Below are 21618 nucleotides of genomic sequence, written 5' to 3' on the forward strand. Positions count from 1 at the left end.
ATCGCGGCCAGGGTGGGCGGACGCCGACCATCCTGCCGAGCGGGCGGCGGCCTATCGTGCCGAGCGGGCGGGCAGCCGCTGACCACCGTCGCGAGCGGGTGGTCGATCACGCTGTCGGCCGACTGGCCGGACATCCGGTGGATCTCGTCGGCGAGAACGATCAGCGCTGGTAGACCGTGACCGTGACCGAGGCGGTGACCGACATCGTCTCCGGGAGGGCGGCGATCAGGTCGCTGCGGGATTCGGCGGCGTGGTGCGCGGACGGGCCCATACCGGCCACATTCGCGATCGACGCGTGGTCCAGGGGCATGTCGTACTCCACCGTGACGCTTCCGGTGCGACGGAAATCGGCGGACAGGGCGTCGGTCAGGCGCGCGTCCTTGTCCGTCTGCACGCCCACCATACCGAGCGGGGCGATGAGTTCACCCAGGTGGCGTGAGGTGGGGGTGACCACGACGAAAGTGCCGCCGGGGCGCAGCACCCGCGCGACCTCGGCCGGATTGCGCGGCGCGAATACGCACAGCACCCGGTCGAGCGCACGGTCCCGGATCGGCAGCCCCCGCCAGACGTCGGCGAGTATCGATGCCGCACGCGGGTGGGCGCGAGCGGCCCGGCGCGCCGCCGGTTTCGAGACGTCGAGTGCGATGCCGTGCGCGGCGGGGGCGGCCGTCAGCCCGGCCGCCAGGAAGAAACCGGTGCCGGCGCCGATTTCGAGAATCGTGCCGGTCGGCGCGCCGTCCGCCACGGCCTCGGCCGTCGCGCGCGCGATCGGGTCGAAATGGCCCGCGCTCTGGAACCGGGCCCGGGCGTCCAGCATGTCCGCGGTATCGCCGGTCATTTTGGTCGCGGCGCCGGTCAGCAGGCTGACGTAGCCCTGTTTGGCGAGATCGAAGCTGTGGCCGGACTCGCACACCAGGCGCCGATCCCGGAGCACGACGCCCGCCCGGCATTCGGGGCAGGCCACCGCGGATGCGATCGCCGCCAGGGGCGTGGCGTGGACTGTGGGCGTCCTCGGCGTGCGGCCGGGGATCGCTTCGCGCGCCTCGTGGTCCGGACCGTTCATGTGATCCAGCGGGCGGATACGGCCGCCCGGTCGGGGTAGCCGCCGCGACGGGCGCAGATCCGGCCGGTGACCCGGCCGGATCTGCGCGCGCGGGTTCGCGCCGGCAATTTCATCACCGGTGTATTTCGTTGGGTCGAGCGGCTAGCTGGTCACCGCGGTGAGCTCTTTACCGAGAGCTGCCGCTTCCTCCGGCGTGAGCTCGACGACCAAACGCCCGCCACCCTCGAGTGGAACCCGCATGACGATTCCACGCCCTTCCTTGGTTGCCTCGAGGGGACCGTCCCCGGTGCGGGGCTTCATGGCCGCCATCCTCTGCTCCCTCCAGATCCGCGCGGTCTGCTGCGCACTTCTCGGAACTAATGTGTTGTCACCAACAGGCAGCCGCCGGACACGACAGGCATGTCCGGTGGGCTGCACCACGCCTATTCTTCCTTATCAGCGAACCGGCCGGGTACCTGAGTTCGAAAACCGACCGGCGTGGCGCGCGATCAACGCCGCAGATCGACCCAGCAATCGGCCAGATGGTCATCGACCATTCCGGTCGCCTGCATCAATGCGTAGGCCGTGGTCGGCCCCACGAACCGGAACCCGCGCTTCTTGAGTTCTCTTGCGAGAGCTACGGATTCGGGTGTGACGGCGGGCACGTCGGACAGCGCGCGCGGACGCGGGCGAACCGGCGGCGCGAACGACCAGAGCAGCTCGTCCAGCCCCGGGCTCAGGTCCCGCGCAACCCGGGCATTGGCGACACACGCGAGGATTTTGGCGCGATTGCGCACGATGCCTGGATCGGCCAGCAGCCGTTCCACGTCGTCGTCCCCGAATTCGGCCACCCGGTCGATGGCGAATCCGGCGAACGCCGCCCGGAACGCCGGCCGCTTGCGCAGGATCGTGATCCACGACAGCCCCGACTGGAATGCCTCGAGGCACATCCGCTCGAACAGCGCGTCGTCCCCGTGCAGTGGCCGGCCCCACTCGGTGTCGTGATAATCCCGGTAGAGCTGCGACGACTGCGACCAGCCGCACCGCACCTTCCCGTCGTCCACTACCGCCGCGACGCTCATCGAAGTCCTCCGGCGGATGTGGGGGGATCGCCCGGCAACGGCGGTGGCGCCCACCCCGTCGCGGATGCCTCCGTCGCCGGGACGAATCCGGTGTTCTGTTCCGGTCCCGGGGCGGCGATGTAACCGGTGGTTCCGGCCGCTTTCGGTTCGGTCGTGGGCTCCGAGCCGGGCCGGTGTTCGGGCGCCGAACCGGTCGGCGCCACGGCGTCACCCCCTGCAGCAGTCTGCGGGGTGGTCCCGTGCTGGACCGATCCCGGAGCCGGTACCGCGGCCTGCGCGGTGGCATCGGTCGGTGAAGTGACGCCACCGGGCGGTGAAACGACACTGCCGAGAGTGTTGTGGGCCTGACCGATCCTGCCCGGCTCACCGACGGTGGACCCGGTGGGCGTGGCAGTGCCGGGGCCCGGGACGGTCGGGGTGGTGCCGGTGGCCGGTGCGTATCCGCTCGCCGAATAGCCGGCCACCGGGAAGGTGGTGCCGGTCGGCGTCCCCGGCCCGATGGGGAGGTTGCCGAAACCTCCGCTGATGGCGACGCCGGGCCCGGCGGTGAGGCCCGCTTCGGGAGTGAGGCTCGCCCCGGAAGCGAAGCCCGGCCCGGGACCGAAACCGGTGCCGAAGCCATCGACCGGACCGATGGACGTCGGACCGGTCGGTCCACCGAGGGCCGGGTTACCTGGATCGGCCAGACCGCCGAGAGCGGTGTTGTCCGGACCCGCCGGAGCGCCGAACGCGGGGCTACCCGGATCGGCCGACGCCGGCCCGCCCAGGCCGTTGAGAGTCGCGCCGGTGGGACCGCCCAAGGGAGCGCCGCCGACAGTCGGGGTGCTCGGTCCAGCCCAAGCCGGCCCACCGAGGCTGGTGGGACTCATGCCGCCGGGACCGCCGAAGGGGGCGCCGACAGCCGGGGTGCCCGGACCGGCCGAAGTCGGCCCGACTATGCCGTTGGGAGTCGCGCTGCCGGGACCGGCAAAGGGGGCGCCGCCGAAGAAGGTTCCGGTGCTGAAGTTGGTGGTCGTGCCGTTGGTGGCGGCCGGGGGAGTGTCCGTGGGCGGCAGCGTGCTTCCCGTATTCGGTTGCGCCGCTGAGGTTTCCGGTTCTCCGGCGGCGGACGGAGTGGCGACGCGGTTGCGCTCGAGCTGGAGTTCCAGCTCGTCGATCCGTGCGGCCAATCGGCTCAGCGCCCAGTCGACCTCGCCCGCCTTGTACCCCCGGAAGACCTGCTGGAATCGCAACGCACGCACATCCGAGCCGCGAATCCCCGCGGTGGGCAGCACCGTCACCGTCGTGCCCTCCGGCAGCGGACCCAATTCCTCCCCGCGCCCGAACACCGCACTGGCCACCAGGAACAGCAACGCGGCCACCAAGCCGACGATGAGCACGTACAACAGCAGCGTGAGCATAGGTCGAGCTTAGGTGGCGACACCGACAGCGAGCCCGGCAGCTGTGGCGAGTCGGTGTGATCAACTTCGAGGACCGGATCGCTGTTCGTCGCGCAGCACGTGATCGAGCGCGGCCAGCATCAGCAGGCTCACCCGCCGATCCTCGGTACTCGGTACTCGGTTCGCGGATCACGAGCCCGCGGGCCACCAGATCTCGCACCGCCGCGCTCACATTGCTGTGCCGCATACGCAGTCGGCGGGCCGATTCGGTCACCGTGGTGCCCGGGGTGGTGAGCACGTGCATTGGGTGAGGACACCGCCCGGCCGATGGCGGTGATGACGGTCCTCACCCGTGCTGGGTCAGCGCGGGGCGCGGCATCGGTGGTGTCCGGAACCCGCTGAGCGAGCGCGGTGGGGGCTCGCCTACAGGTGCCGGGTGGTGTCGATGCCCAGCGACATGCCCGCCAGCCCGCGGCGGCGCACCGCCAACTTGTCGGCGATGCCCTGAAGCGCTTGTGCCGCAGGGTTTTCCGGGTCGCTCAGGACGATCGGGGTGCCTTCGTCGCCGGCCTCGCGCAGTTCCTGGGTGATCGGGATCTGGCCGAGCATCGGCACCTCGGCGCCGACCGCGCGGGTGAGCCGGTCGGCAACGGCTTGGCCGCCGCCCGAACCGTAGAGCTCCATGCGGGAACCGTCGGGCAGATCCAGCCACGACATGTTCTCCACGACACCGGCGATGCGCTGCCGGGTCTGCAGGGCGATGGCACCGGCGCGTTCGGCGACCTCGGCGGCGGCCGGCTGCGGCGTGGTCACGACCAGGATCTCCGCGTTCGGAATGAGCTGCGCGATGGAGATCGCGACGTCACCGGTGCCGGGCGGCAGGTCCAGCAGCAGCACGTCCAGGTCACCCCAGAACACGTCCGCCAGGAACTGCTGCAGCGCGCGGTGCAGCATCGGGCCGCGCCACACCACCGGGGTGTTGCCCTGGGTGAACATGGCGATCGAGATGACCTTCACGTCGTGCGCCACCGGCGGCATGATCATCCGCTCCACCTGGGTGGGCCGCTGGTCGGTGCCGAGCATTCGCGGTACGGAATGGCCGTAGATGTCGGCGTCCAGCACGCCGACCGACAGACCGCGCGCGGCGAGCGCGGCCGCGAGATTGACGGTGACGCTCGACTTTCCGACGCCGCCCTTACCGGAGGCGACCGCGTACACGCGGGTCAGCGACCCCGGCTGGGCGAACGGTATCACCGGGTCGGCGGAGTCGCCGCGCAGCTGCTTGCGCAGTTCGGTGCGCTGCTCGTCGCTCATCACATCGAGGTCGACGGTCACGGCACCGACGCCGGCCACATCGGCCACCGCCTTGGTGACCATCTCGGTGAGCTTGGTGCGCAGCGGGCAGGCCGCGGTCGTCAGGTAGATCTCGACGTGGACACTGCTGTCGTCGCGGACCGAGACGCTCTTGACCATGCCGAGTTCGGTGATCGGCTTGCGGATCTCCGGGTCGTCCACCTTCGCGAGCGCGCCCCGCACATCCGTTTCCGTAACCACTGGCATAGCGGTGAGTCTAGCGACCGTGGCGACGGGGCCGTTCGGGGCAGCCTGGCCGGCTACCGTCCGGCTCAGATTCGCGGCAGCTGGCTGGGCTTGGGCGCCACACCCGTCCGGTACGCGACCTCCCACGCCATCACGTTGGCGACGTAGGCCATCGAGTTGTTGTAGCGCATGATCGCCTTGGACTGCTGCGACAGATCCGACATATCCAGTCCGCCCGAGCAGAGGTAGTTGCCGGCGGTCAGGGCGGCGTCGAACAGGTTCTGCGGATCGGCGATGCCGTCGCCGTCGCCGTCCCCGGCGTATTTGCGCCACGTCTCGGGCAGGAACTGCATCGGGCCGACCGCGCGGGTGAAACCGTGCATACCGCCGTCGAGATCGTCACCGGTCGCGTGCACGACGTTGTTGCCCGCCAGGCTGCCGTCGAGGACGGGGCCGTAGATCGGATCGAGCGCGACGCCCTTGGAATCGGCCTTGCCGTAGGCGTGATGCGATTCGACCTGTCCGATACCGGCCAGCACCGACCACGGCATATGGCAATCCGGCTGCTCCTGGGCCAGAACGCGTTCCGCGTTCTGGTAGGCCGCGTAGGCGATGCCCGGCAGACCGTTGGGCCCCGGCGGCAGATCCGCGGCGACCCGGCCTTCCGGCTGCGCAACGGTTTTCACGATCGGCGGGCCGGGATGCTTTGCGGCGCGCATCATTTCGTCCGGCGCGGCCTGCTGGTCCACGGCTTGCTGAGCATCCGGAGTGTGTTGCGGCAGCGCCACAGCGGTGAATTCGCCGGTGTTGACCTCGGCGGCGGAGGCGCCGACAGCCACGAGTCCCGCGGGGACGAGGCCGGTCAGAGCGATAACGGATCCGCGCCGGACAGGGGTGGCCGGCTGCTTACGGTGACGTCCCACGATGTGGTGACCCTCCAATGCTCGCTGTGAGCTTTTCGTGACACAACGAGATCAGATTACCGCATCCGAGACCTTTTCGTTACTGCTTCGTGACCGCCTGTCCCGTTTACGCCGAAACCCCCGCCTCAGCGGGGTTTCGGGTCGAACGAGGGTGTCGGGCGACTACTGCGGCGGCGCCGGCGGACCCGGCAGGACCGGCAGCGGGACGACGATTCCGAACGGCAGCGTGATCCCCGGCTGCTGTGTCGGGCTGGGCGGCGCGGCGGGTGCGGGCGCGGCCGCCTCCGGGCCGGGTTCCGGTGTCTTGGACGGCGTTTGCGACTGCTGCTCGGGTGCGGCCGGCGCCGGTGCGCCGTTCGGCTGTGCGGGTGCGCCGGGCTGGGTGCCGGGCGCCGGCTGTCCCTGCGGCTGCGTGCACGCCGGGGCGGCCGGCTTCGGTGCGTTCGGATCGGCCGGGGCCGCATTCGGATTCGCGGGCGCGTTCGGATCGGCGGGCTTGCCCTCGGCGGCCTGCGGATCGACCGGACGCACCGGGTCACCCGCCGCCCAGCGCTGGGTCTGGGCGGGTGCGGCCGGTCGGGCGGGTTGCCCGGGTTGCGGCATCGGAGCCGGCACCGCGGCCGGATCGCACGGATTCGGCTTCGGCGGCGGGCAGAAGATGCCGCACGGAATCGGCGGCAGGCCGGGGATATTGATCATCACCTGCGTCGGCTGCTGCGGCGTGGGCACAGTGGTGGTGGCCTGCGACGGCGGCTCGGTGGTGGTCGGGATGCTGCCGTTCGCGGCGAGGATGTCCGGACCCGCGGGCGGGGCCTGCATCGTGCCCGGCGGAATCAGATCGGGCGAGATCTGCACCTGGGTCGGGGCGCCACCGGTCTTGTAGGCGTTGGCCCAGCTCAGCACGTTGGCCGCATAGGCCGTCGAGTTGTTGTAGCGCAGGACCGCGCGCAGTTCCTGCTGCGGGTCACGCAGATTCAGCCCACCCGAGCACAGGTACTTGCCGGCGGCCAGCGACGCGTCGAAGACGTTGTTCGGGTCCGCGACACCGTCGCCGTTACCGTCGGACGCGTACAGCGACCAGGTGCCGGGCAGGAATTGCATCGGGCCGACCGCCCGCACGAAATTGCCGTCTGCGGCCTTGATGACCTCGTTACCCGGCAGTGTGCCGTCCAGCGACGGTCCGTAGATGGTGCCGATGGTCGTGCCCGCGGCGTCGGTGCGGCCGTGCCCGGCGTGATTGGACTCGATGCGCCCGATCCCGGCGAGCAGGCTCCAGCTCAGCCCGCAGTTCGGCTCCGAGGACTGCAGTGTCAGTTCGGCATTGCGATATGCGGCGAGCACGATCTCCGGAATACCGAAGGCTCCGCTACCGCCCGGCAACGCGATGTCCTGCAGCGGAACGGTACCGCCGAACAACGGCGCCCCATCCGCGGGCGCCGTCATAGCTCTGAGTTTGCGAGGAGGTTCGGGGGCGGCGGGTACCAGCCCCACCGCCTCGGCGTCGGAGTTGCCGGCGTCGGTGGGGGAGCTCGCTGCCGCCAGGCGCGCCTCGGTCGTCTTCGGCGCACTGGTCCGCGCGGTCGTGTGCGCCGCCGAACCCGTAGCCATCAAACCCGCAACCACCAGCGCCGATACGGTAATCGGTCCAGATATTCGCATCGGCACAACCAATCCCCTCGTAGTCGTTGAGCGACCTGGTACGCGCGGGGCCGCCACGGACAACGTGATCCAGGTTACCTGCCAGTCAGCACGTTGCTATCGATAATTGCGGTCAGCCGCCATCTATTTGAGGCGAAATCGGTACTCGACCCCTCTTCCTATCGGTACTTTTCTTGGACTTCGCGGTCTCGACAGCATCTTCGTCGTCCAGCGGCGCGTGTAGTTGGAGCCGCGCCAGAGCGTCTTTGATGTCTTCGAGTTCGCGGCGCAGATAGTCGCGAGTGGCGACCTCGCCCACCGCGATCCGCAGCGCCGCCAGCTCGCGGGCCAGGAATTCGGTGTCGGCCTTGGTCTGTGCCGCGCGGCGGCGATCCTCCTCGAGAGATACCTTGTCGCGGTTGTCCTGCCGGTTCTGGGCCAGCAGGATCAGGGGTGCGGCATAGGCGGCCTGCGTGGAGAAAGCCAGGTTCAGCAGGATGAACGGATACGGATCCCACTGCAGGCTCACCGCGAAGACATTGAGCCCGATCCAGACCACGACCACGACGGACTGCAACAGCAGATATCGGCCGGTTCCCAGGAACCGGGCCACCGTCTCACTGCCCCGCGCCACCGCTTCGGCGTCGATCTCGAACCGGAACCGCGATTCGACCGGGGTCTCCAGGCGCTGTCGCGCGATCGGCTTGTCCGGACGGGCAGCGCGTTCGCTGCGCTCACTCATGCTTTCGCCTTTCCGGCCGCCGCTTGCCCTGCCTCCGCCGCGCGGCCCGCCGCCGCGATCGAATGAATGGTGCTCGCCGGCTCGGAGGCGTCCTCATCCTGTTCGCGCCAGTCCTCGGGCAGCAGATGATCCAGCACGTCGTCGACGCTCACCGCGCCGAGTAGGTGATTCTCCTCGTCCACCACCGGCCCGCAGACCAGGTTGTAGGTCGCGAAATAGCGGGTGACCGCGGTGAGCGCGGCATCGGGATGCAACTGGGTCAGATCGCTGTCGACCAGGCCGCCCACCAGCGTCGCGGGCGGCTCCCGTAGCAGCGCCTGAGTGTGCACGCAGCCCAGGTAGCGCCCGGTCGGCGTGGCCGTCGGCGGGCGCACGACGAACACCATCGAGGCCAGCGCCGGTGTCAGATCGGGATCGCGGATGCGGGCCAGCGCTTCCGCGACGGTCGCCGCGGGGGTGAGCACTACCGGGCGGGGCGTCATCATGCCGCCCGCGGTGTAGGGCGAATATTCGAGCAGGCGCCGCACCGGCTCGGATTCCTCGGGATCCATCAGTGCCAGCAGCGCCTCGGCCTCACCCGTCGGCAGTTCGCCGAGCAGGTCGGCGGCGTCGTCGGGGTCCATCGCCTCGAGCAGATCGGCCGCGCGTTCGACGCCCAGATTCTGCAGCACGTCGACCTGGTCGTTCTCCGGAAGTTCCTGCACCACGTCGGCGAGACGTTCGTCATCGAGGGCCCGGGCCAATTCGATCCGGCGCTTCTCGGGCAGTTCGCGCAGCAGATGCGCCACATCGGCCGGGCGCAGGCCCTCGAACTGGCCGAGCAACTGGGTGACGTCCTGACCGGGCAGGTTCAATTCGTGCTGGGTCAGCCCGCGCACATCCGACCACTCGACCACGTGCACCTCGCGGCGCCGGCCCAGGCGCCGATGCCCGCGCACCGCCACCCGCGAGAGCACCCAGTCGCGGGTGCGGCTCTGTTCGATGCCCAGGTCGACGACGAAGACGTCCACCCCTTCGAGGTCGGGGAGTTCGGGATCGACCACGCGCACCTTGGAGTCGAGTACCTGCGCCAACGCCAGCATTTCGCCGGGCCGCTGTTCGAAGCGGCGCAGGCTCACGGTGCCGGTGTTGAGGTTGACCGAGTTCGGCTCGATCGCGTTGACCCGGAGCATCGGGACGAAAATACGTTTGCGCGTGGGTAATTCGACCAATAGTCCCAGCACCCGGGGTTGCTGGCGGTCGTAGCGGATGGAGATCACCACGTCCCGCAGACGGCCGATAGACTCGCCGTCCGGACCCAGTACCACCAGGCCCGCCAGCCTGGCGGCGAAAACTTTCGTTGCTGCCATAAGTGCAAGGCTATGTGGTGCAGCCCCGCGAGACGATTCAGGAGCCGCCCATGTCAACGCGTCGTTCGGTGCTCGCCGTACCCGGCAGTAATCTTCGGATGATCGACAAGGCCAAGGGTTTGCCCGCCGACGAGATCTTTCTCGACCTCGAGGACGCGGTCGCCCCGCCCGCCAAGGCCGCCGCACGCGCCAATATCGTCGCCGCGCTGAACTCGCCCGGCTGGGGCAAGCAGATCAAGGTCGTGCGGGTCAACGACTGGACGACGGAGTGGACCTACGCCGACGTCATCTCGGTGGTCGAGGGCGCCGGTCGGGATCTGGACGCGATTCTGCTGCCGAAGGTCCTCGACGGCGCCCAGGTGCGCGCGCTCGATCTGCTGCTGACCCAGCTGGAGAAGGCCAACGGCCTCGAGGTCGGGCGCATCGGCATCGAACCGCAGATCGAGAACGCGCAGGGGCTGCGCAATATCGACGAGATCGCCACCGCCAGTCCGCGCGTGCAGACCCTGGTCTTCGGCCCCGCCGACTTCATGGCCAGTATCAATATGCGCACCCTGGTGGTCGGGGAACAGCCCGAGGGCTACGAACCCGGCGACGCCTACCACCACATTCTGATGACCATCCTGCTCGCCGCCCGGGCGCACGGCCTGCAGGCCATCGACGGTCCCTATCTGCAGATCCGCGACCTCGACGGCTTCCGCCGCGCCGCATCCCGCACCGCGGCCCTCGGATTCGACGGCAAATGGGTGCTGCACCCCACGCAGGTCGAGGCGTGCAACGAGATCTTCAGCCCTCGCCAGGCCGACTACGACCGCGCCGAGGAGATCCTGGACGCCTACGCCTACCACACCTCGACCGCCGGCGGAGCCCGCGGCGCGGTGATGCTCGGCGACGAGATGATCGACGAGGCCAGCGCGAAGATGGCCCAGGTCGTCGCGGAGAAGGGGCGGGCCGCCCCCATGACGCGCACCACGAGTTTCGTACCGCCGCAGGCGTAACGACAACTCACAATCGACCGCCGCGTTACTCGTGAAACCTCTTGAACGGCGGGCGAATCCGGTGAGCGCCGGCTCCGGCGCGCTTAGGCTCTGCGCAGCCGAGCGTTGAGGAGTGTGGCTTGTCCGAGGCAACCGTGGACCAGGCAACCGTGGACCAGGCGACCACAGGCGAGGCGAGCGCGGATGCGTCGGCATACACGCGGTCGCTGGTGGGATATGCCTACCGTGCCGAGGACTATTACGAGGTCGGGCGGGAGAAGATCCGCGAGTACGCCCGCGCCGTGCAGGATTACGGCGCGGTGCACTGGCGGGAGGCCGACGCGGCGGAGTACGGCTACGGCGCCGTGGTCGCGCCGCCCACCTTCCTGTCGATTCCCGCGATGCTGGCCAATCGCCGGTTGTTCGAACGCGTCATCACCGGCTACGACGTGTACGTGCAGACCGATCAGGTCTTCGAGTTCCATCGGCCGGTGGTCTCCGGCGACCGCCTGGTGAGCGATGTCGAGGTCAGCGCGGTGCGCACCATCGCCGGGAAGGATCTGATCACCGTCACCAACACCTTCACCGATCAGTTCGACGAGGTCGTCCATGTGATGCACACGACCGCGGTCGGTGTCACCGGGGAGGACATCGACTCGGGTATCGCGGGCGCGATCGAACGGGTGATCATGCACGGCGTCGGTGCGCCGTCGGCCGCGCCGGGGCTGTCCGAGGCGGAGTTGCTGGACGCCGCCGTCGCCCCGCACCGCGACCACCGCTTCTCGGAGGTGTCGCGAACACGAGTGCCGCACACCGCTGTCCGGTTCGACGACGTCGCCGTCGGCGACGAACTCCCGTCTCGCACCGCGCGAATCACACGCGGCGATCTGGTGAACTACGCGGGCGTCTCGGGTGACGCCAACCCCATCCACTGGCACGACGGCGTCGCCACGCTCGCGGGCCTGCCCGACGTCATCGCGCACGGCATGCTCACCATGGGGCTCGGTGCGGGCTTCGTCACCGGATGGCTCGGCGACCCCGGAGCGCTGATCAGGTACGCGGTGCGGTTGTCGAACTACACGATCGTGGATGCCCGGTCCGCCGGCGTCGTCGAATTCACCGGCCGGATCAAATCCCTCGATCCGCGCACGCGCACCGCCGTCGTGGTGGTCGTCGCGAAGTCGGCGGGCCGCAAGATATTCGGACTGGCGACCGCCGAGGTCCGCTTGGCGTGACGCGGGGTCGCTCGGCTCGGTCGAGACGACGAGTGCTGCCCACCTGCTGTGATCCTGGCAGTGTGATGTCCGATTTGCTGCTCTTCGGCGGTAAAATCGGACACGCGGGGCGGCCGCCGGGTCGCCGCATCCAGCCACAGCGGCGATATCGACCTAGGATCGTGGAGTTATGACCAATCCGTTGGGTAGTCCGAATCGCAATCGGCCCGGCTTGCCGACGCCGCCGTCGGGGTGGCCGGTCGCCTCCTATCCGACCTACGCCGAGGCACAGCGGGCGGTCGACTATCTGGCCGACAACCAGTTCCCGGTGGAGAACATGACCATCGTGGGTGTCGATCTGATGCAGGTCGAACGCGTGCTGGGCCGGCTCACCTGGGGCAAAGTCATTGGCGGCGGCATGGTTTCGGGCGCCTGGCTGGGCCTGTTCCTGGGGTTGCTGCTGAGCCTGTTCACCACCGGTGGCGTGATCGGGCCGCTGGTGGTCGGCCTGGTCGGCGGCGTCATCTTCGGGCTCATCTCGGCGGTGATCCCGTACGCCGCCACCCGCGGCACCCGCGACTTCGCCTCCACCATGCAGTTGGTCGCCGGACGCTACGACGTGCTGTGCGATCCGAAGGTCGCCGAGCAGGCGCGGGATATGCTGGCGCGCCTGGCGCTGTAGGGCTCTGGCACGCTCTAGGGCTATGGAACTCGATCAGGTGCGGTCCGCGGTACTGACGCATTTCGGCATTCCCCGGACGGGGCCGGGATTCGACGACACGCGCTTCGACTCCGCGTCGGTGACCTTCCTCGGCCTGGAACCGATCGACATCCTGCGTATCCCCGACGGCGAGTTCGTGCACTACGTCACCCTCGGTGGCTCCCGGCATCCGATGACCGATTCCGCGGCGGCCCTGGCCGATCCCGTGCGCGGCCCGCGCGCCGAATTGGTGCTGACGCTGCGCGGCGGCGCCGGTGCCCAGGCGGGGCTGCCGCGCGGACTCGGTGTGCTGAGCGCCGCTCCGTCGGTGGAAGGCGTTGTGCTGCAACCGGATGCGCTGCTCGACCTGGGAGAGCCGCTGTGGCACAACGCTCCCTTCACCGCGGTGCTGCTGGGCGAGGCGGATATCGATGAGGTCCCCCTGCCGGAGCCCGCCGATCCGGTGCGATTCCTGTCGGTCGCGCCGATCACCGCCACCGAGGCGGCGTGGGTGCGAGTGCGCGGGGCCGCGGCGCTGCGGGACGCGTGGACCGAAGCGGGGATCGACATCCGGGATCCGCACCGGGCCGCGGCGAATCTGTAGTCCTCACAGCCACTTGTTGCGCCGCAGCGCGACGAACAGCGCACCGCAGATGACCAGGATCACCACCCACACCATCCCGTAGCCGTAGGTCCACGACAGCTCCGGCATATGGGTGAAATTCATGCCGTAGATCCCGGCGATCATGGTGGGCACCGCGGCCATCGCGGCCCAGGCCGAGATCTTGCGCATATCGGTGTTCTGCTGGACGCTGACCTTCGCCAGCGCCGCGTTGATCAGCGCGCTGAGCGCCTCGTCGAAATCGCTGATCCGTTCGGCGACCGCGGTGTGGTGGTCGGCGACGTCACGCAGATAGCGGCGGATCTCCTTCGGCATCGGCAGCTCCGAACTGCGGCTGAGCACCTGTAGCGGCAGCGCCAGCGGGTTGACCGCCCGGCGCAATTCCACCACCTCGCGCTTGAGCTGATAGATGGCCTCGATGGTGAGCCGGCTGCGCGGGGTGAAGACCTCTTCTTCCATCCCCTCCACATCGTCTTCGACCGACTGGGTCACCAGCAGATACGTATCCACCACGTGGTCGGCGACGGCGTGCAGGACCGCCCCGGGCCCCAGCGCCAGGCGTTCGGGATGCTTCTCCATCTCCTCGCGGACCACCTTCAGCGCGGTGTGTTCGCCGTGACGGACGGTGACCACGAAATTCGCGCCCACGAAGATCATGATCTCGCCGGTCTGAACGATCTCGCTGACCGAATTGGGGTCGTGCTCGAGATATTTCACCGTGCGCAGCACCAGGAACAGCGTGTCGTCGTAGCGTTCCAGTTTGGGGCGCTGATGCGCGTGCACGGCATCTTCGACCGCGAGTTCGTGCAGGCCGAAAATCTCGGCGACCTCGGCCATCTGATCCGCGTCCGGAGCGTGCATACCCACCCAGACGAAGCCGTCGCCGCGCTCACGTACCTGCGCCAGCGCGTCCGCCGGGGTCACATGCCCGGACTGCCGGTGGCCGTCGACGTAGACGCCGCAGTCGACGATCGCGCGGGCGGTGGGAACCGGGATCCGGGGCAGCTGCGGCCCGCGCCGCGACCTCCCGGAGCCACGGAACGGGGGAAACGGCGGTATCGAGGGCACGTCCCGGATGCTAGTTGGGCAAGATGGAACGCGTGCGCATCGACCTCCACACCCATTCGACCGCATCCGACGGCACCGACACTCCCGGCGAGCTGATGCGTGCGGCCGCCGCCGCGGGGCTGGACGTGGTGGCGATCACCGATCACGACACCACCTCCGGATGGGACGAGGCGGTCGCCGCGCTGCCGGCGGGGCTGCGGTTGGTGCGCGGAATGGAGATGTCCTGCGTCGGCATGGGGGAGGACGGCTGGCCGGTGCCGGTGCATCTGCTGGCCTACCTGTTCGACCCGGCCGATGCCGCCTTCGCCGCCGAACGCGAACGGTTGCGCACCGAACGGGTGTCGCGGGTGCGCGCGATGGCCGATCTCATGGTGGCCGACGGCCTGCCGATCGATCCGGACGCGGTCCTCGCGGCCGCGGGCCCGGCGGCGGGACGACCCCATCTGGCGCGAGCGCTGGTCGAGGCCGGTGTGGTCCCGACGGTCGGCGCGGCCTTCGACGATCTGCTCGCGCCGCGCGGCCGCTACTACGTCGAGAAGGCCGACACCCCGTTGCGGCAGGCGGTGGAGATGGTCGCGGCGGCCGGTGGCGTGACCGTGGTCGCGCACGCGCGTGCCCGCACCCGCGGGCGGCTACTGGCGATCGACGACATCCGCGATCTGGCCGGGCACGGGCTGGGCGGACTCGAGATCGATCACCCCGATCACAATCCCGCCGACCGGGCGGTGCTGCGCGAGCTGGCGCGCGAGCTGGACCTCATCGGTACCGGATCCTCGGACTATCACGGCGCCGACAAGCCGGTGGGTCTGGGCGAATGCACCACGGACGCAGAGCAATTCGAGCGTCTGGCGGAGAAGGCGAGCGGCGTCGCGGTGATCGCCTCGTGAGAGTGGTGCGGGCGCTCAGCGGAACCGTGGCCGCCGGACTGGTGGTGCTGGCGGCGGTCGTCGTCGGCGCGGCGGTCCTCGGGGTGCGGCGCGGATTTCCCGGCCCGGGTGCGAGCAGTGTCGGCTGGCATATCGGAATGGCGGTGCTGGCACTCGGCGCGCAAATTTTTTCCGACCGACGTCGGGGAATTCCGGCGTTTTTCGGATCGCTGGTCGTCTTTGTGGCGGCGGGTTACCTATTGGTTACGCAATGGTGGAATTAGCCTTCGCGTAACAGTTGCGGCCGGATGAATTGTGGCCGAATATTTTCCTTTGTGAGCGTGCGTAGCCGGTCCACTATTCGCGCGGAATCCGAGATCGCGGCGGAGGCGTCCGCCGATGTACTGGTGGTGGGCGGCGGTCCGGCGGGCGCCTGGGCGGCGTTGACGGCGGCGACGGCCGGAGCGCGGGTGATCCTCGTCGACAAGGGCCGTTCCGGGGAATGCGGCCCGACGTCGAAAGGTGTTGTCGCACTGTGGGATATCCCGCCGGGGCCGGATCGGGAGCGGGCACTGGTGCGCAGTCTGTCGCACGGCGGCGACCTCGGTGACCCCGAGTGGATGGACCGGGTGCTCGGCGAAACGCATCACCGCATCGCCCATCTGCTGCGCTGGGGATACCGGCAGACCGGAGACGGGCTCGCGACGCGCGTCCATCTCGATGGCCGGCGGTATCTGGCGGCGCTGCGGCGCACCCTGTTCCGGTTGGGTGTGCAGGTCGTCGACCACCATCCGGCGCTGTATCTGCTGGTCGACGGCGACGGTGTGGTGTGCGGGGCCGGTGGGCCGGCCGGCGACGACCACTACCGCGGCTGGACGATCCGCGCGGGTGCGGTGGTGCTCGCGACGGGTGGCTGCGCATTCCTGGCCGGCGGCGCCGGAACCGATGTCGACACCGGTGAGGGTCTGCTGATGGCGGTGGAGGCGGGCACCGAACTGTCGGGGATGGAGTTCTCCGGCGCGTACGGACTCGCCACGATGAGCGATCTGCGCGAGCCCCGGTTCGCGAACCTGTACGACGAATCGGGGGCTCGCATCGACGGTGACGACTTCACCGCCCGGTCCGCGGCCCTCGCCGCGCTCGCTCAGGGACAGGCGGTCTACGCCGACATCCCGCCGGCGCCCGCGGTCCGGTACGGCCCGGCGTCGGCGGCGCCCGCGGGAACCACGGCGGTGTCCGCGACCGGTGCCGGTTCCGTCGGGACGTCGATCGATCCTCGGTCCGGCCGGGTGCGGTTGCGTCCGGTCCTGCAAGGTACCGTGCGTGGTTCGGGCGGGGTGCGGCTGATCGGATTCGATTGCGCCACAACGGTTCCCGGGCTGTATGCCGCAGGCGACGTGGCCTCGCGGGAACCGATCACCGGCGCCGTCGGCGGCTTCGACGGGCACGGAGGCGGGTGGGCGATCTCGTCCGGGATGTGGGCCGGATCGGGCGCGGCGCGGTTCGCGCGCCGTCGCGGCCGGATCGGGGACGCACGGCCGGTTCCGGGGGCCGGGCTGAATCTGCACCTCGGGGCCGATGCGCGCACCGACATCGATCCTCGTGCGGTGATCGGGCTGGTGCAGGAACATACGCTGCCGCTGCGGCGCAGCTACTGGCGCAGTGCGGGCAGCTTGCGCGACAGCATCGCCGAACTCGACGCGATGTGGCCGGTCACCGAATACGGACTCGGCGGCACCGGCGCCGACCAGGTTCTGGCCCGGCAGGCCGCGGCGCTGCTGGCGGTGGCCCGCTGGACGAAATACAGCGCCCTGGCCCGCACCGAAACCCGGGGCCTGCATCGGCGCACCGATCATCCCGGCCCGGCCCGCGACTGGCGGCGCCGCCTGCTCACCGGCGGCGTGAACGAGATCTGGGTGCGCCCGGCATGACGTGCCGGGTGGGCGCGCCATGAGCTCACACCGGCGTTCCGGGTTTCGGTGGGACTGTTCACCGCTGCTTCCCAGCACGGGCGAGTTTCCCCTTACGCGCAGGTAATTCGGCGGCCCTACCCTCGGAAGATGGCAGTAGACACCCGGCCTCGGGCCGGCCCCGCATCCGAGCGGATCGCGTCCCGGTCGAGGAGCGATTTTGCAACTCCCTGTTCCTACTGGCAGAATGTTGCGGATTCCCGGCCGACGCCACCGCCCGGTCCGGGACGGTTGGTGACCTTCGGTTCGTGACGCACGGCTCCGATCCGCGGATCACCCCATAGCCTTGCCCGGACTACCCGTCCGGTTCTCGCTCGACGGATCGTGCGCGGCCAGATCGCAAAGAAGCCCAGATCGCAAACACGCGATGCGATGTAATCACCGAACGGTTTTGCGCGACCGCGTGAACGCCCGGTCGGCGCACATCGTTCGAATTCCGAAGACCTTTTATACGAAAACCCGGCGGTAACCGTGAGCCGGTTCAGCCCGGACCGAGCAGGAGTGAAATCGTGTCATCTGTGACTGACGCACCGAATGCCACTACAGCGAGCCGTGAAACCGATACGACCGATCTGTCCGCTATCACGCACGAGGAAATTTTCGCCGGCCATCTCGGTGGCAAGCTTTCGGTGGAATTGTCCTCACCGCTGGAGACCCAGCGGGATCTGTCCATCGCGTACACGCCGGGCGTCGCGCAGGTGAGTCGCGCCATCCACAAGGACGAGGCGCTGGCCAAGCGCTACACGTGGACCGACCGGCTGGTGGTCGTGGTGAGCGACGGCACCGCGGTGCTCGGCCTGGGTGATATCGGCCCGCGGGCGTCGCTGCCGGTCATGGAAGGCAAGGCCGCGCTGTTCAAGAAGTTCGCCGGACTGGACTCGATTCCGATCGTGCTCGACACCAAGGATGTCGACGAGATCGTGGAGACCCTGGTGCGCCTGCGGCCGAGCTTCGGTGCGGTGAACCTGGAGGACATCTCCGCCCCGCGCTGCTTCGAGATCGAGAAGCGCGTCGTCGAGGCGCTGGACTGCCCGGTCATGCACGACGACCAGCACGGCACCGCCATCGTGGTGCTGGCCGCGCTCAACGGTGCCGCCAAGGTGCACGGCCGCGATATCGCCGACCTGAAGGTGGTCGTCTCCGGCGCCGGCGCCGCGGGTGTGGCCTGCTCGAACATCCTGCTGGCCGCGGGCGTGTCGGATGTGGTCGTGCTCGACTCGAAGGGCATCGTCAGCCGGGACCGCGCGGACCTCAACGAGGTGAAGGCCGACCTGGCCGCGCGCACCAACCCGCGTGGCATCACCGGCGGTGCGGCCGAGGCGCTGGCCGGTGCGGATGTGTTCCTGGGCCTGTCGGCCGGGACCATCGCCGAGGAATTGATCGCCTCGATGGCGCCGGAGTCGATCGTGTTCGCCATGTCGAACCCGGACCCGGAGATCCACCCGGAGGTCGCGCACCGCTACGCCGCCATCGTGGCGACCGGCCGCAGCGACTTCCCGAACCAGATCAACAACGTGCTCGCCTTCCCGGGCGTGTTCAAGGGTGCGCTGGATGCCGGTGCGCGCCGGATCACCGAGGGTATGAAGGTCGCGGCCGCCAACGCCATCTTCGGTGTCGTGGCCGACGAGCTCTCGGTCGACAAGATCATCCCCAGCCCGCTCGACCCTCGGGTCGCGCCGGCGGTCGCCGAGGCCGTGGCCGCCGCCGCGCGCGCGGAAGGTGTTGCGTAACACCGGATTCGAACACACAGCGAGGGCGCCCCGGGAACTCCCGGGGCGCCCTCGCCGTATTCGGATGCCGATGCGCGGCCGCTACTTCTTGTGGCAGGACTTGCGGTAGTCGATCAGCGGCTGCCGCACCCCGCGGAAATCCTTCAGCTCCTGCTGGTGGCCCTGGCGGTAGGCCTGCATCTCGGCCTTGCGCTGCTCCTTCGGCAGCCCCTTCACCTTGGCCAGTTCGGCGGCCAGATCCGGGTGGCTCGCCAGGAATGCGGCGACCTGCGGAGCGGTCTGGGCCTGAACCTGGGCGCGAGCCTGCGGGCTGCACTGCGGGGCGTCGGCCGAGGCGACGCCGGGCACGGCGACGGCCAGGGCGGCGATTCCGGCGGTGCCGGCCAGCAGGGCGGCGACAGTGCGCTTCATACCGGTAACTCCATTCGTGACGGGATGATGTCGGATCCGAATCTGCGCGCCGAATCTGAAAGGACCCTGAAAACACCGAGTGGGCATAGGTGATCTTCAGCCGATCTTCAGGCGGGGGACGGGCTTTCCGGGGACCAGGGACCGGCGTCCCGGGCGGGCAGCGTCAACACGAACACCGCCCCCGAGGTCCCCGGTGGAGGCTCCACGCAGCGCAGGTCGCCGCCGTGGGCGCGAGCGATACCGCGGGCGATGGCCAGCCCCATCCCGGCCCCGTCGCGGCGGCGGTCCCGACTCGTATCCAGCCGGACCAGGCGGCCGAAGATGTGTTCACGCTGGGCGGCGGGTACACCGGGACCGGTGTCGGCGACGCGGATCTCGGCCCGGACTTCGCCGGTTCCGGCGCCCGGTAGGGCGTTCGGGGTGGCCACGTCCGATGAGGTGGTGCCCGTGCCGGGGGCGGGACCCGCCTGGTCGGCGGGTGTCGCCGGGATCGGCATCGGCTCGGTGGGCATCGAGCCGGCGGTGTCGCCGATCGCTCCCACGGTGAGGGAGACCGCGCCGCCGGGAGGAGTGGCCTGACAGGCATTGGCGAGCAGGTTCACCAGGATCTGGCCCACGCGTTCGGGATCGGCGACGACGAGCGCGGTGTGGCCGGTGAGCCGGAAGTCGATGTCGGGGTGCAGGATTCGCATGCGATCGACCTGGGCGTGCGCGAGGTCGTACAGGTCGACCGTTTGCCGATACAGGGTGAGCCCGGCGTCGATGCGGGCCATGTCGAGCAGATCCTCGACCAGGCGCCCGGCGCGCTGGGCTTCGCGGACCAGCAGCAGATACATGCGCTCGCGATCTTCGGGTCCGGTGTCGGCGGGTTGATGCAGGACCGCTTCGGCCATGGCCTTGATTCCGGCGATGGGCGTGCGCAGTTCGTGCGCGGCATCGCCGACGAAGGCGCGCATCTGCTGTTCGGAGGCCCGGGCGCGGGCTTCGGCGCCCTCCAGGGCGTCCAGCATCTCGTCGAAAGCGCTTGCCGTGCGGCCCAATTCGGTATCCGTGCGGGTGGGGGAGAGGCGGCGGCCGCGGCCACCGCGCGCGATCTCGCGGGCCAGCCGGGTCATCGAATCCAGGGGCGCCAGCGCGTGGCGCAATCCCACCCACAGCGCGGCCGTGATCGCGACGATGGCGGTGGCGGTCACCCCGATCAGGACGAGGCCGAGTCGTGACCGCAGCGCGGTCAACAGTGGGGTGTCGACCTGCAGCGTGAGCCGGGCGCGGTCCACCGCGCCGCCACCGCCGAGGGTGACGGTTCTGGTCCGGGGGCCGCCGTCTCCGGCGTGCCGGGGCGAGAGGCTGCCGTAGACACTGCCGTCTGCCAGGACCAGCCGGGCTCGTACCGAGCGATTGTCGACGCGGGCGATCAACTCCGCGGGCGGGGTGTTCTGCTGCGCGAGTTGCCGGGCCAGCTGGACCCGGTCGGTGAGTACCGTATTCGCGCTGCGCGCCACCACGATCCCGAACAGACCGTGCACAGCCAGCGCCACCACGATCAGGGCGAGCCCGGAAATGACCGCGGCGGTGAGGGTTACCCGGCGCCGCAGCGAAATCGTCGGCAGTGCAGGCGGCGCGGTCCGGTCCGTGTCGCCGCTCATCGCGGATTCGCCCGTAACGCGTAGCCCATGCCGCGCACCGTGTGCAGCAGGCGTGGGCCGTGTTCCTCCAGTTTGCGGCGTACCGCGCTGACGTAGACCTCGACCAGATTCGGGTCGTAGTCCTCGTAACCCCAGACCGCGGTGAGGATTTGGGTTTTCGTGACGACTCGGTCGCGGTGGGCGGCGAGGTAGGCGAGGAGTTTGAATTCGGTGGCGGTGAGGCTGATCGGTTCGCTGCCGCGCAGCACCACGCCGGAATCGGTTTCCAGCACCAGATCGGCGATGGTGATGCGGCTGTGCATACGTCCCATCCGTCGCAGCAGCGCCTCGATCCGTGCCATCAGTTCGGCCAGGTCGAACGGTTTCACCACGTAGTCGTCGGATCCGGAACGCAGTCCGCGCACCCGGTCCTCCACACCGTCGCGCGCGGTCAGCATCACCACACCGGCGCCGCTGCGGGCGCGCACCACCTCGAGCAGGCCGAAACCGTCGCGACCCGGCAGCATCACGTCGAGGACGACGACATCGGGACGAAACCGTTCCAGATCGGACTCCAGCCGATCGCCGTGCTCGCGGGCGAGGACCTCGTGTCCGGCGGCGTGCACGGCCGCCGCGACCGCCGTGCGAATGGCGTCGGCGTCTTCGATCAGGAGAATGCGTCCCGGCTGCACTCGCACATTATTCGTCGCACAGGCTGAGATCTCGCTGAATAACCGCCGC

Annotated in this window: 20 protein-coding genes and 2 pseudogenes; 8 read left to right on the top strand and 14 right to left on the bottom strand. The window is 69.5% G+C overall.

Going from position 1 to position 21618, the window contains the following annotated elements; genetic code table 11:
• Positions 1 to 160: 160 nt before the first annotated feature.
• From AC5592_RS21350 to AC5592_RS21395, 10 genes and pseudogenes are all read right to left on the bottom strand, one after another.
• Positions 161 to 1063, bottom strand: a complete 903-nt coding sequence (locus tag AC5592_RS21350; protein ID WP_083871200.1) for a putative RNA methyltransferase — start codon at positions 1061 to 1063, stop codon at positions 161 to 163.
• A gap of 141 nt (positions 1064 to 1204) precedes the next feature.
• Entirely contained in the window at positions 1205 to 1372 is a 168-nt protein-coding gene (locus AC5592_RS21355) for a DUF3117 domain-containing protein (RefSeq protein ID WP_064902036.1), read from the bottom strand.
• A gap of 179 nt (positions 1373 to 1551) precedes the next feature.
• Positions 1552 to 2124, bottom strand: coding sequence for a DNA-3-methyladenine glycosylase I (locus tag AC5592_RS21360; RefSeq protein ID WP_083871198.1), 573 nt, complete (start codon positions 2122 to 2124; stop codon positions 1552 to 1554).
• A 1058-nt stretch (positions 2125 to 3182) separates the two neighbouring features.
• Positions 3183 to 3524 (bottom strand): annotated as a pseudogene (locus AC5592_RS21365) (DivIVA domain-containing protein); the annotation flags it as partial.
• Positions 3525 to 3690: 166 nt separating this feature from the next.
• Positions 3691 to 3807: pseudogene (locus tag AC5592_RS21370) on the bottom strand (MarR family transcriptional regulator); the annotation flags it as partial.
• 119 nt (positions 3808 to 3926) lie between these two features.
• Positions 3927 to 5063 (bottom strand): Mrp/NBP35 family ATP-binding protein, encoded by a 1137-nt coding sequence (locus AC5592_RS21375; RefSeq protein ID WP_036504784.1) that lies wholly within the window; start codon positions 5061 to 5063, stop codon positions 3927 to 3929.
• Between the two features lie 65 nt (positions 5064 to 5128).
• Positions 5129 to 5965: a lytic transglycosylase domain-containing protein gene (locus AC5592_RS21380; protein WP_036504813.1), complete on the bottom strand. Its 837-nt coding sequence runs from the start codon at positions 5963 to 5965 to the stop codon at positions 5129 to 5131.
• A gap of 162 nt (positions 5966 to 6127) precedes the next feature.
• Positions 6128 to 7573: a lytic transglycosylase domain-containing protein gene (locus AC5592_RS21385; RefSeq protein ID WP_232329480.1), complete on the bottom strand. Its 1446-nt coding sequence runs from the start codon at positions 7571 to 7573 to the stop codon at positions 6128 to 6130.
• Between the two features lie 163 nt (positions 7574 to 7736).
• The gene (locus AC5592_RS21390) at positions 7737 to 8345 is read right to left on the bottom strand and encodes a DUF1003 domain-containing protein (protein WP_036504773.1); all 609 of its coding nucleotides are present in this window, start codon (positions 8343 to 8345) and stop codon (positions 7737 to 7739) included.
• A complete protein-coding gene (locus AC5592_RS21395; RefSeq protein ID WP_083871196.1) occupies positions 8342 to 9694 on the bottom strand; it encodes a magnesium transporter MgtE N-terminal domain-containing protein in 1353 nt (450 codons plus the stop codon). Before AC5592_RS21395 ends, AC5592_RS21390 begins: the two co-directional genes overlap by 4 nt.
• A gap of 50 nt (positions 9695 to 9744) precedes the next feature.
• Between AC5592_RS21395 and AC5592_RS21400 the strand changes: the two genes are divergently transcribed.
• The 4 genes from AC5592_RS21400 to AC5592_RS21415 all read left to right on the top strand — a co-directional run bounded on the left by AC5592_RS21400 (position 9745) and on the right by AC5592_RS21415 (position 13189).
• Positions 9745 to 10692 (top strand): HpcH/HpaI aldolase/citrate lyase family protein, encoded by a 948-nt coding sequence (locus AC5592_RS21400; protein WP_063065258.1) that lies wholly within the window; start codon positions 9745 to 9747, stop codon positions 10690 to 10692.
• 119 nt (positions 10693 to 10811) lie between these two features.
• Complete coding sequence (locus tag AC5592_RS21405; RefSeq protein WP_371507375.1) at positions 10812 to 11906, top strand: fused (3R)-hydroxyacyl-ACP dehydratase subunits HadA/HadB; 1095 nt, start codon at positions 10812 to 10814, stop codon at positions 11904 to 11906.
• Positions 11907 to 12075: 169 nt separating this feature from the next.
• Positions 12076 to 12567 carry a YflT domain-containing protein gene (locus AC5592_RS21410; RefSeq protein WP_039780463.1) on the top strand — a complete coding sequence of 164 codons (492 nt, stop codon included), beginning with the start codon at positions 12076 to 12078 and terminating at the stop codon, positions 12565 to 12567.
• A gap of 22 nt (positions 12568 to 12589) precedes the next feature.
• Complete coding sequence (locus tag AC5592_RS21415; RefSeq protein WP_084506978.1) at positions 12590 to 13189, top strand: suppressor of fused domain protein; 600 nt, start codon at positions 12590 to 12592, stop codon at positions 13187 to 13189.
• Between the two features lie 3 nt (positions 13190 to 13192).
• Here AC5592_RS21415 and AC5592_RS21420 read toward each other — a convergent pair whose 3' ends face one another.
• Positions 13193 to 14275 carry a magnesium and cobalt transport protein CorA gene (locus AC5592_RS21420; RefSeq protein WP_036504713.1) on the bottom strand — a complete coding sequence of 361 codons (1083 nt, stop codon included), beginning with the start codon at positions 14273 to 14275 and terminating at the stop codon, positions 13193 to 13195.
• Positions 14276 to 14307: 32 nt separating this feature from the next.
• Between AC5592_RS21420 and AC5592_RS21425 the strand changes: the two genes are divergently transcribed.
• The 4 genes from AC5592_RS21425 (at position 14308) to AC5592_RS21440 (ending at position 18841) form a co-directional block, all read left to right on the top strand.
• A complete protein-coding gene (locus AC5592_RS21425; protein ID WP_036504746.1) occupies positions 14308 to 15162 on the top strand; it encodes a PHP domain-containing protein in 855 nt (284 codons plus the stop codon).
• Between the two features lie 26 nt (positions 15163 to 15188).
• The gene (locus AC5592_RS21430; RefSeq protein ID WP_233429784.1) at positions 15189 to 15425 is read left to right on the top strand and encodes a hypothetical protein; all 237 of its coding nucleotides are present in this window, start codon (positions 15189 to 15191) and stop codon (positions 15423 to 15425) included.
• A 51-nt stretch (positions 15426 to 15476) separates the two neighbouring features.
• Positions 15477 to 17072, top strand: coding sequence for an FAD-binding protein (locus AC5592_RS21435; protein WP_371507377.1), 1596 nt, complete (start codon positions 15477 to 15479; stop codon positions 17070 to 17072).
• A 548-nt stretch (positions 17073 to 17620) separates the two neighbouring features.
• The gene (locus AC5592_RS21440; RefSeq protein ID WP_371507378.1) at positions 17621 to 18841 is read left to right on the top strand and encodes an NAD(P)-dependent malic enzyme; all 1221 of its coding nucleotides are present in this window, start codon (positions 17621 to 17623) and stop codon (positions 18839 to 18841) included.
• Between the two features lie 81 nt (positions 18842 to 18922).
• On the opposite strand, the gene AC5592_RS21445 is transcribed toward AC5592_RS21440, so the two are convergent.
• The 3 genes from AC5592_RS21445 to AC5592_RS21455 all read right to left on the bottom strand — a co-directional run bounded on the left by AC5592_RS21445 (position 18923) and on the right by AC5592_RS21455 (position 21569).
• On the bottom strand, positions 18923 to 19252 hold the full coding sequence (locus AC5592_RS21445) for a heme-binding protein (RefSeq protein ID WP_036504715.1): 330 nt from the start codon (positions 19250 to 19252) through the stop codon (positions 18923 to 18925).
• Positions 19253 to 19359: 107 nt separating this feature from the next.
• Complete coding sequence (locus AC5592_RS21450) at positions 19360 to 20898, bottom strand: sensor histidine kinase (protein WP_063065231.1); 1539 nt, start codon at positions 20896 to 20898, stop codon at positions 19360 to 19362.
• Positions 20895 to 21569 carry a response regulator transcription factor gene (locus tag AC5592_RS21455; protein ID WP_036504754.1) on the bottom strand — a complete coding sequence of 225 codons (675 nt, stop codon included), beginning with the start codon at positions 21567 to 21569 and terminating at the stop codon, positions 20895 to 20897. Before AC5592_RS21455 ends, AC5592_RS21450 begins: the two co-directional genes overlap by 4 nt.
• Positions 21570 to 21618: the final 49 nt, after the last annotated feature.

Origin of the sequence: Nocardia violaceofusca NBRC 14427 (genome assembly GCF_963869435.1) — a bacterium.
GTDB classification, from domain to species: Bacteria; Actinomycetota; Actinomycetes; order Mycobacteriales; family Mycobacteriaceae; genus Nocardia; species Nocardia aobensis.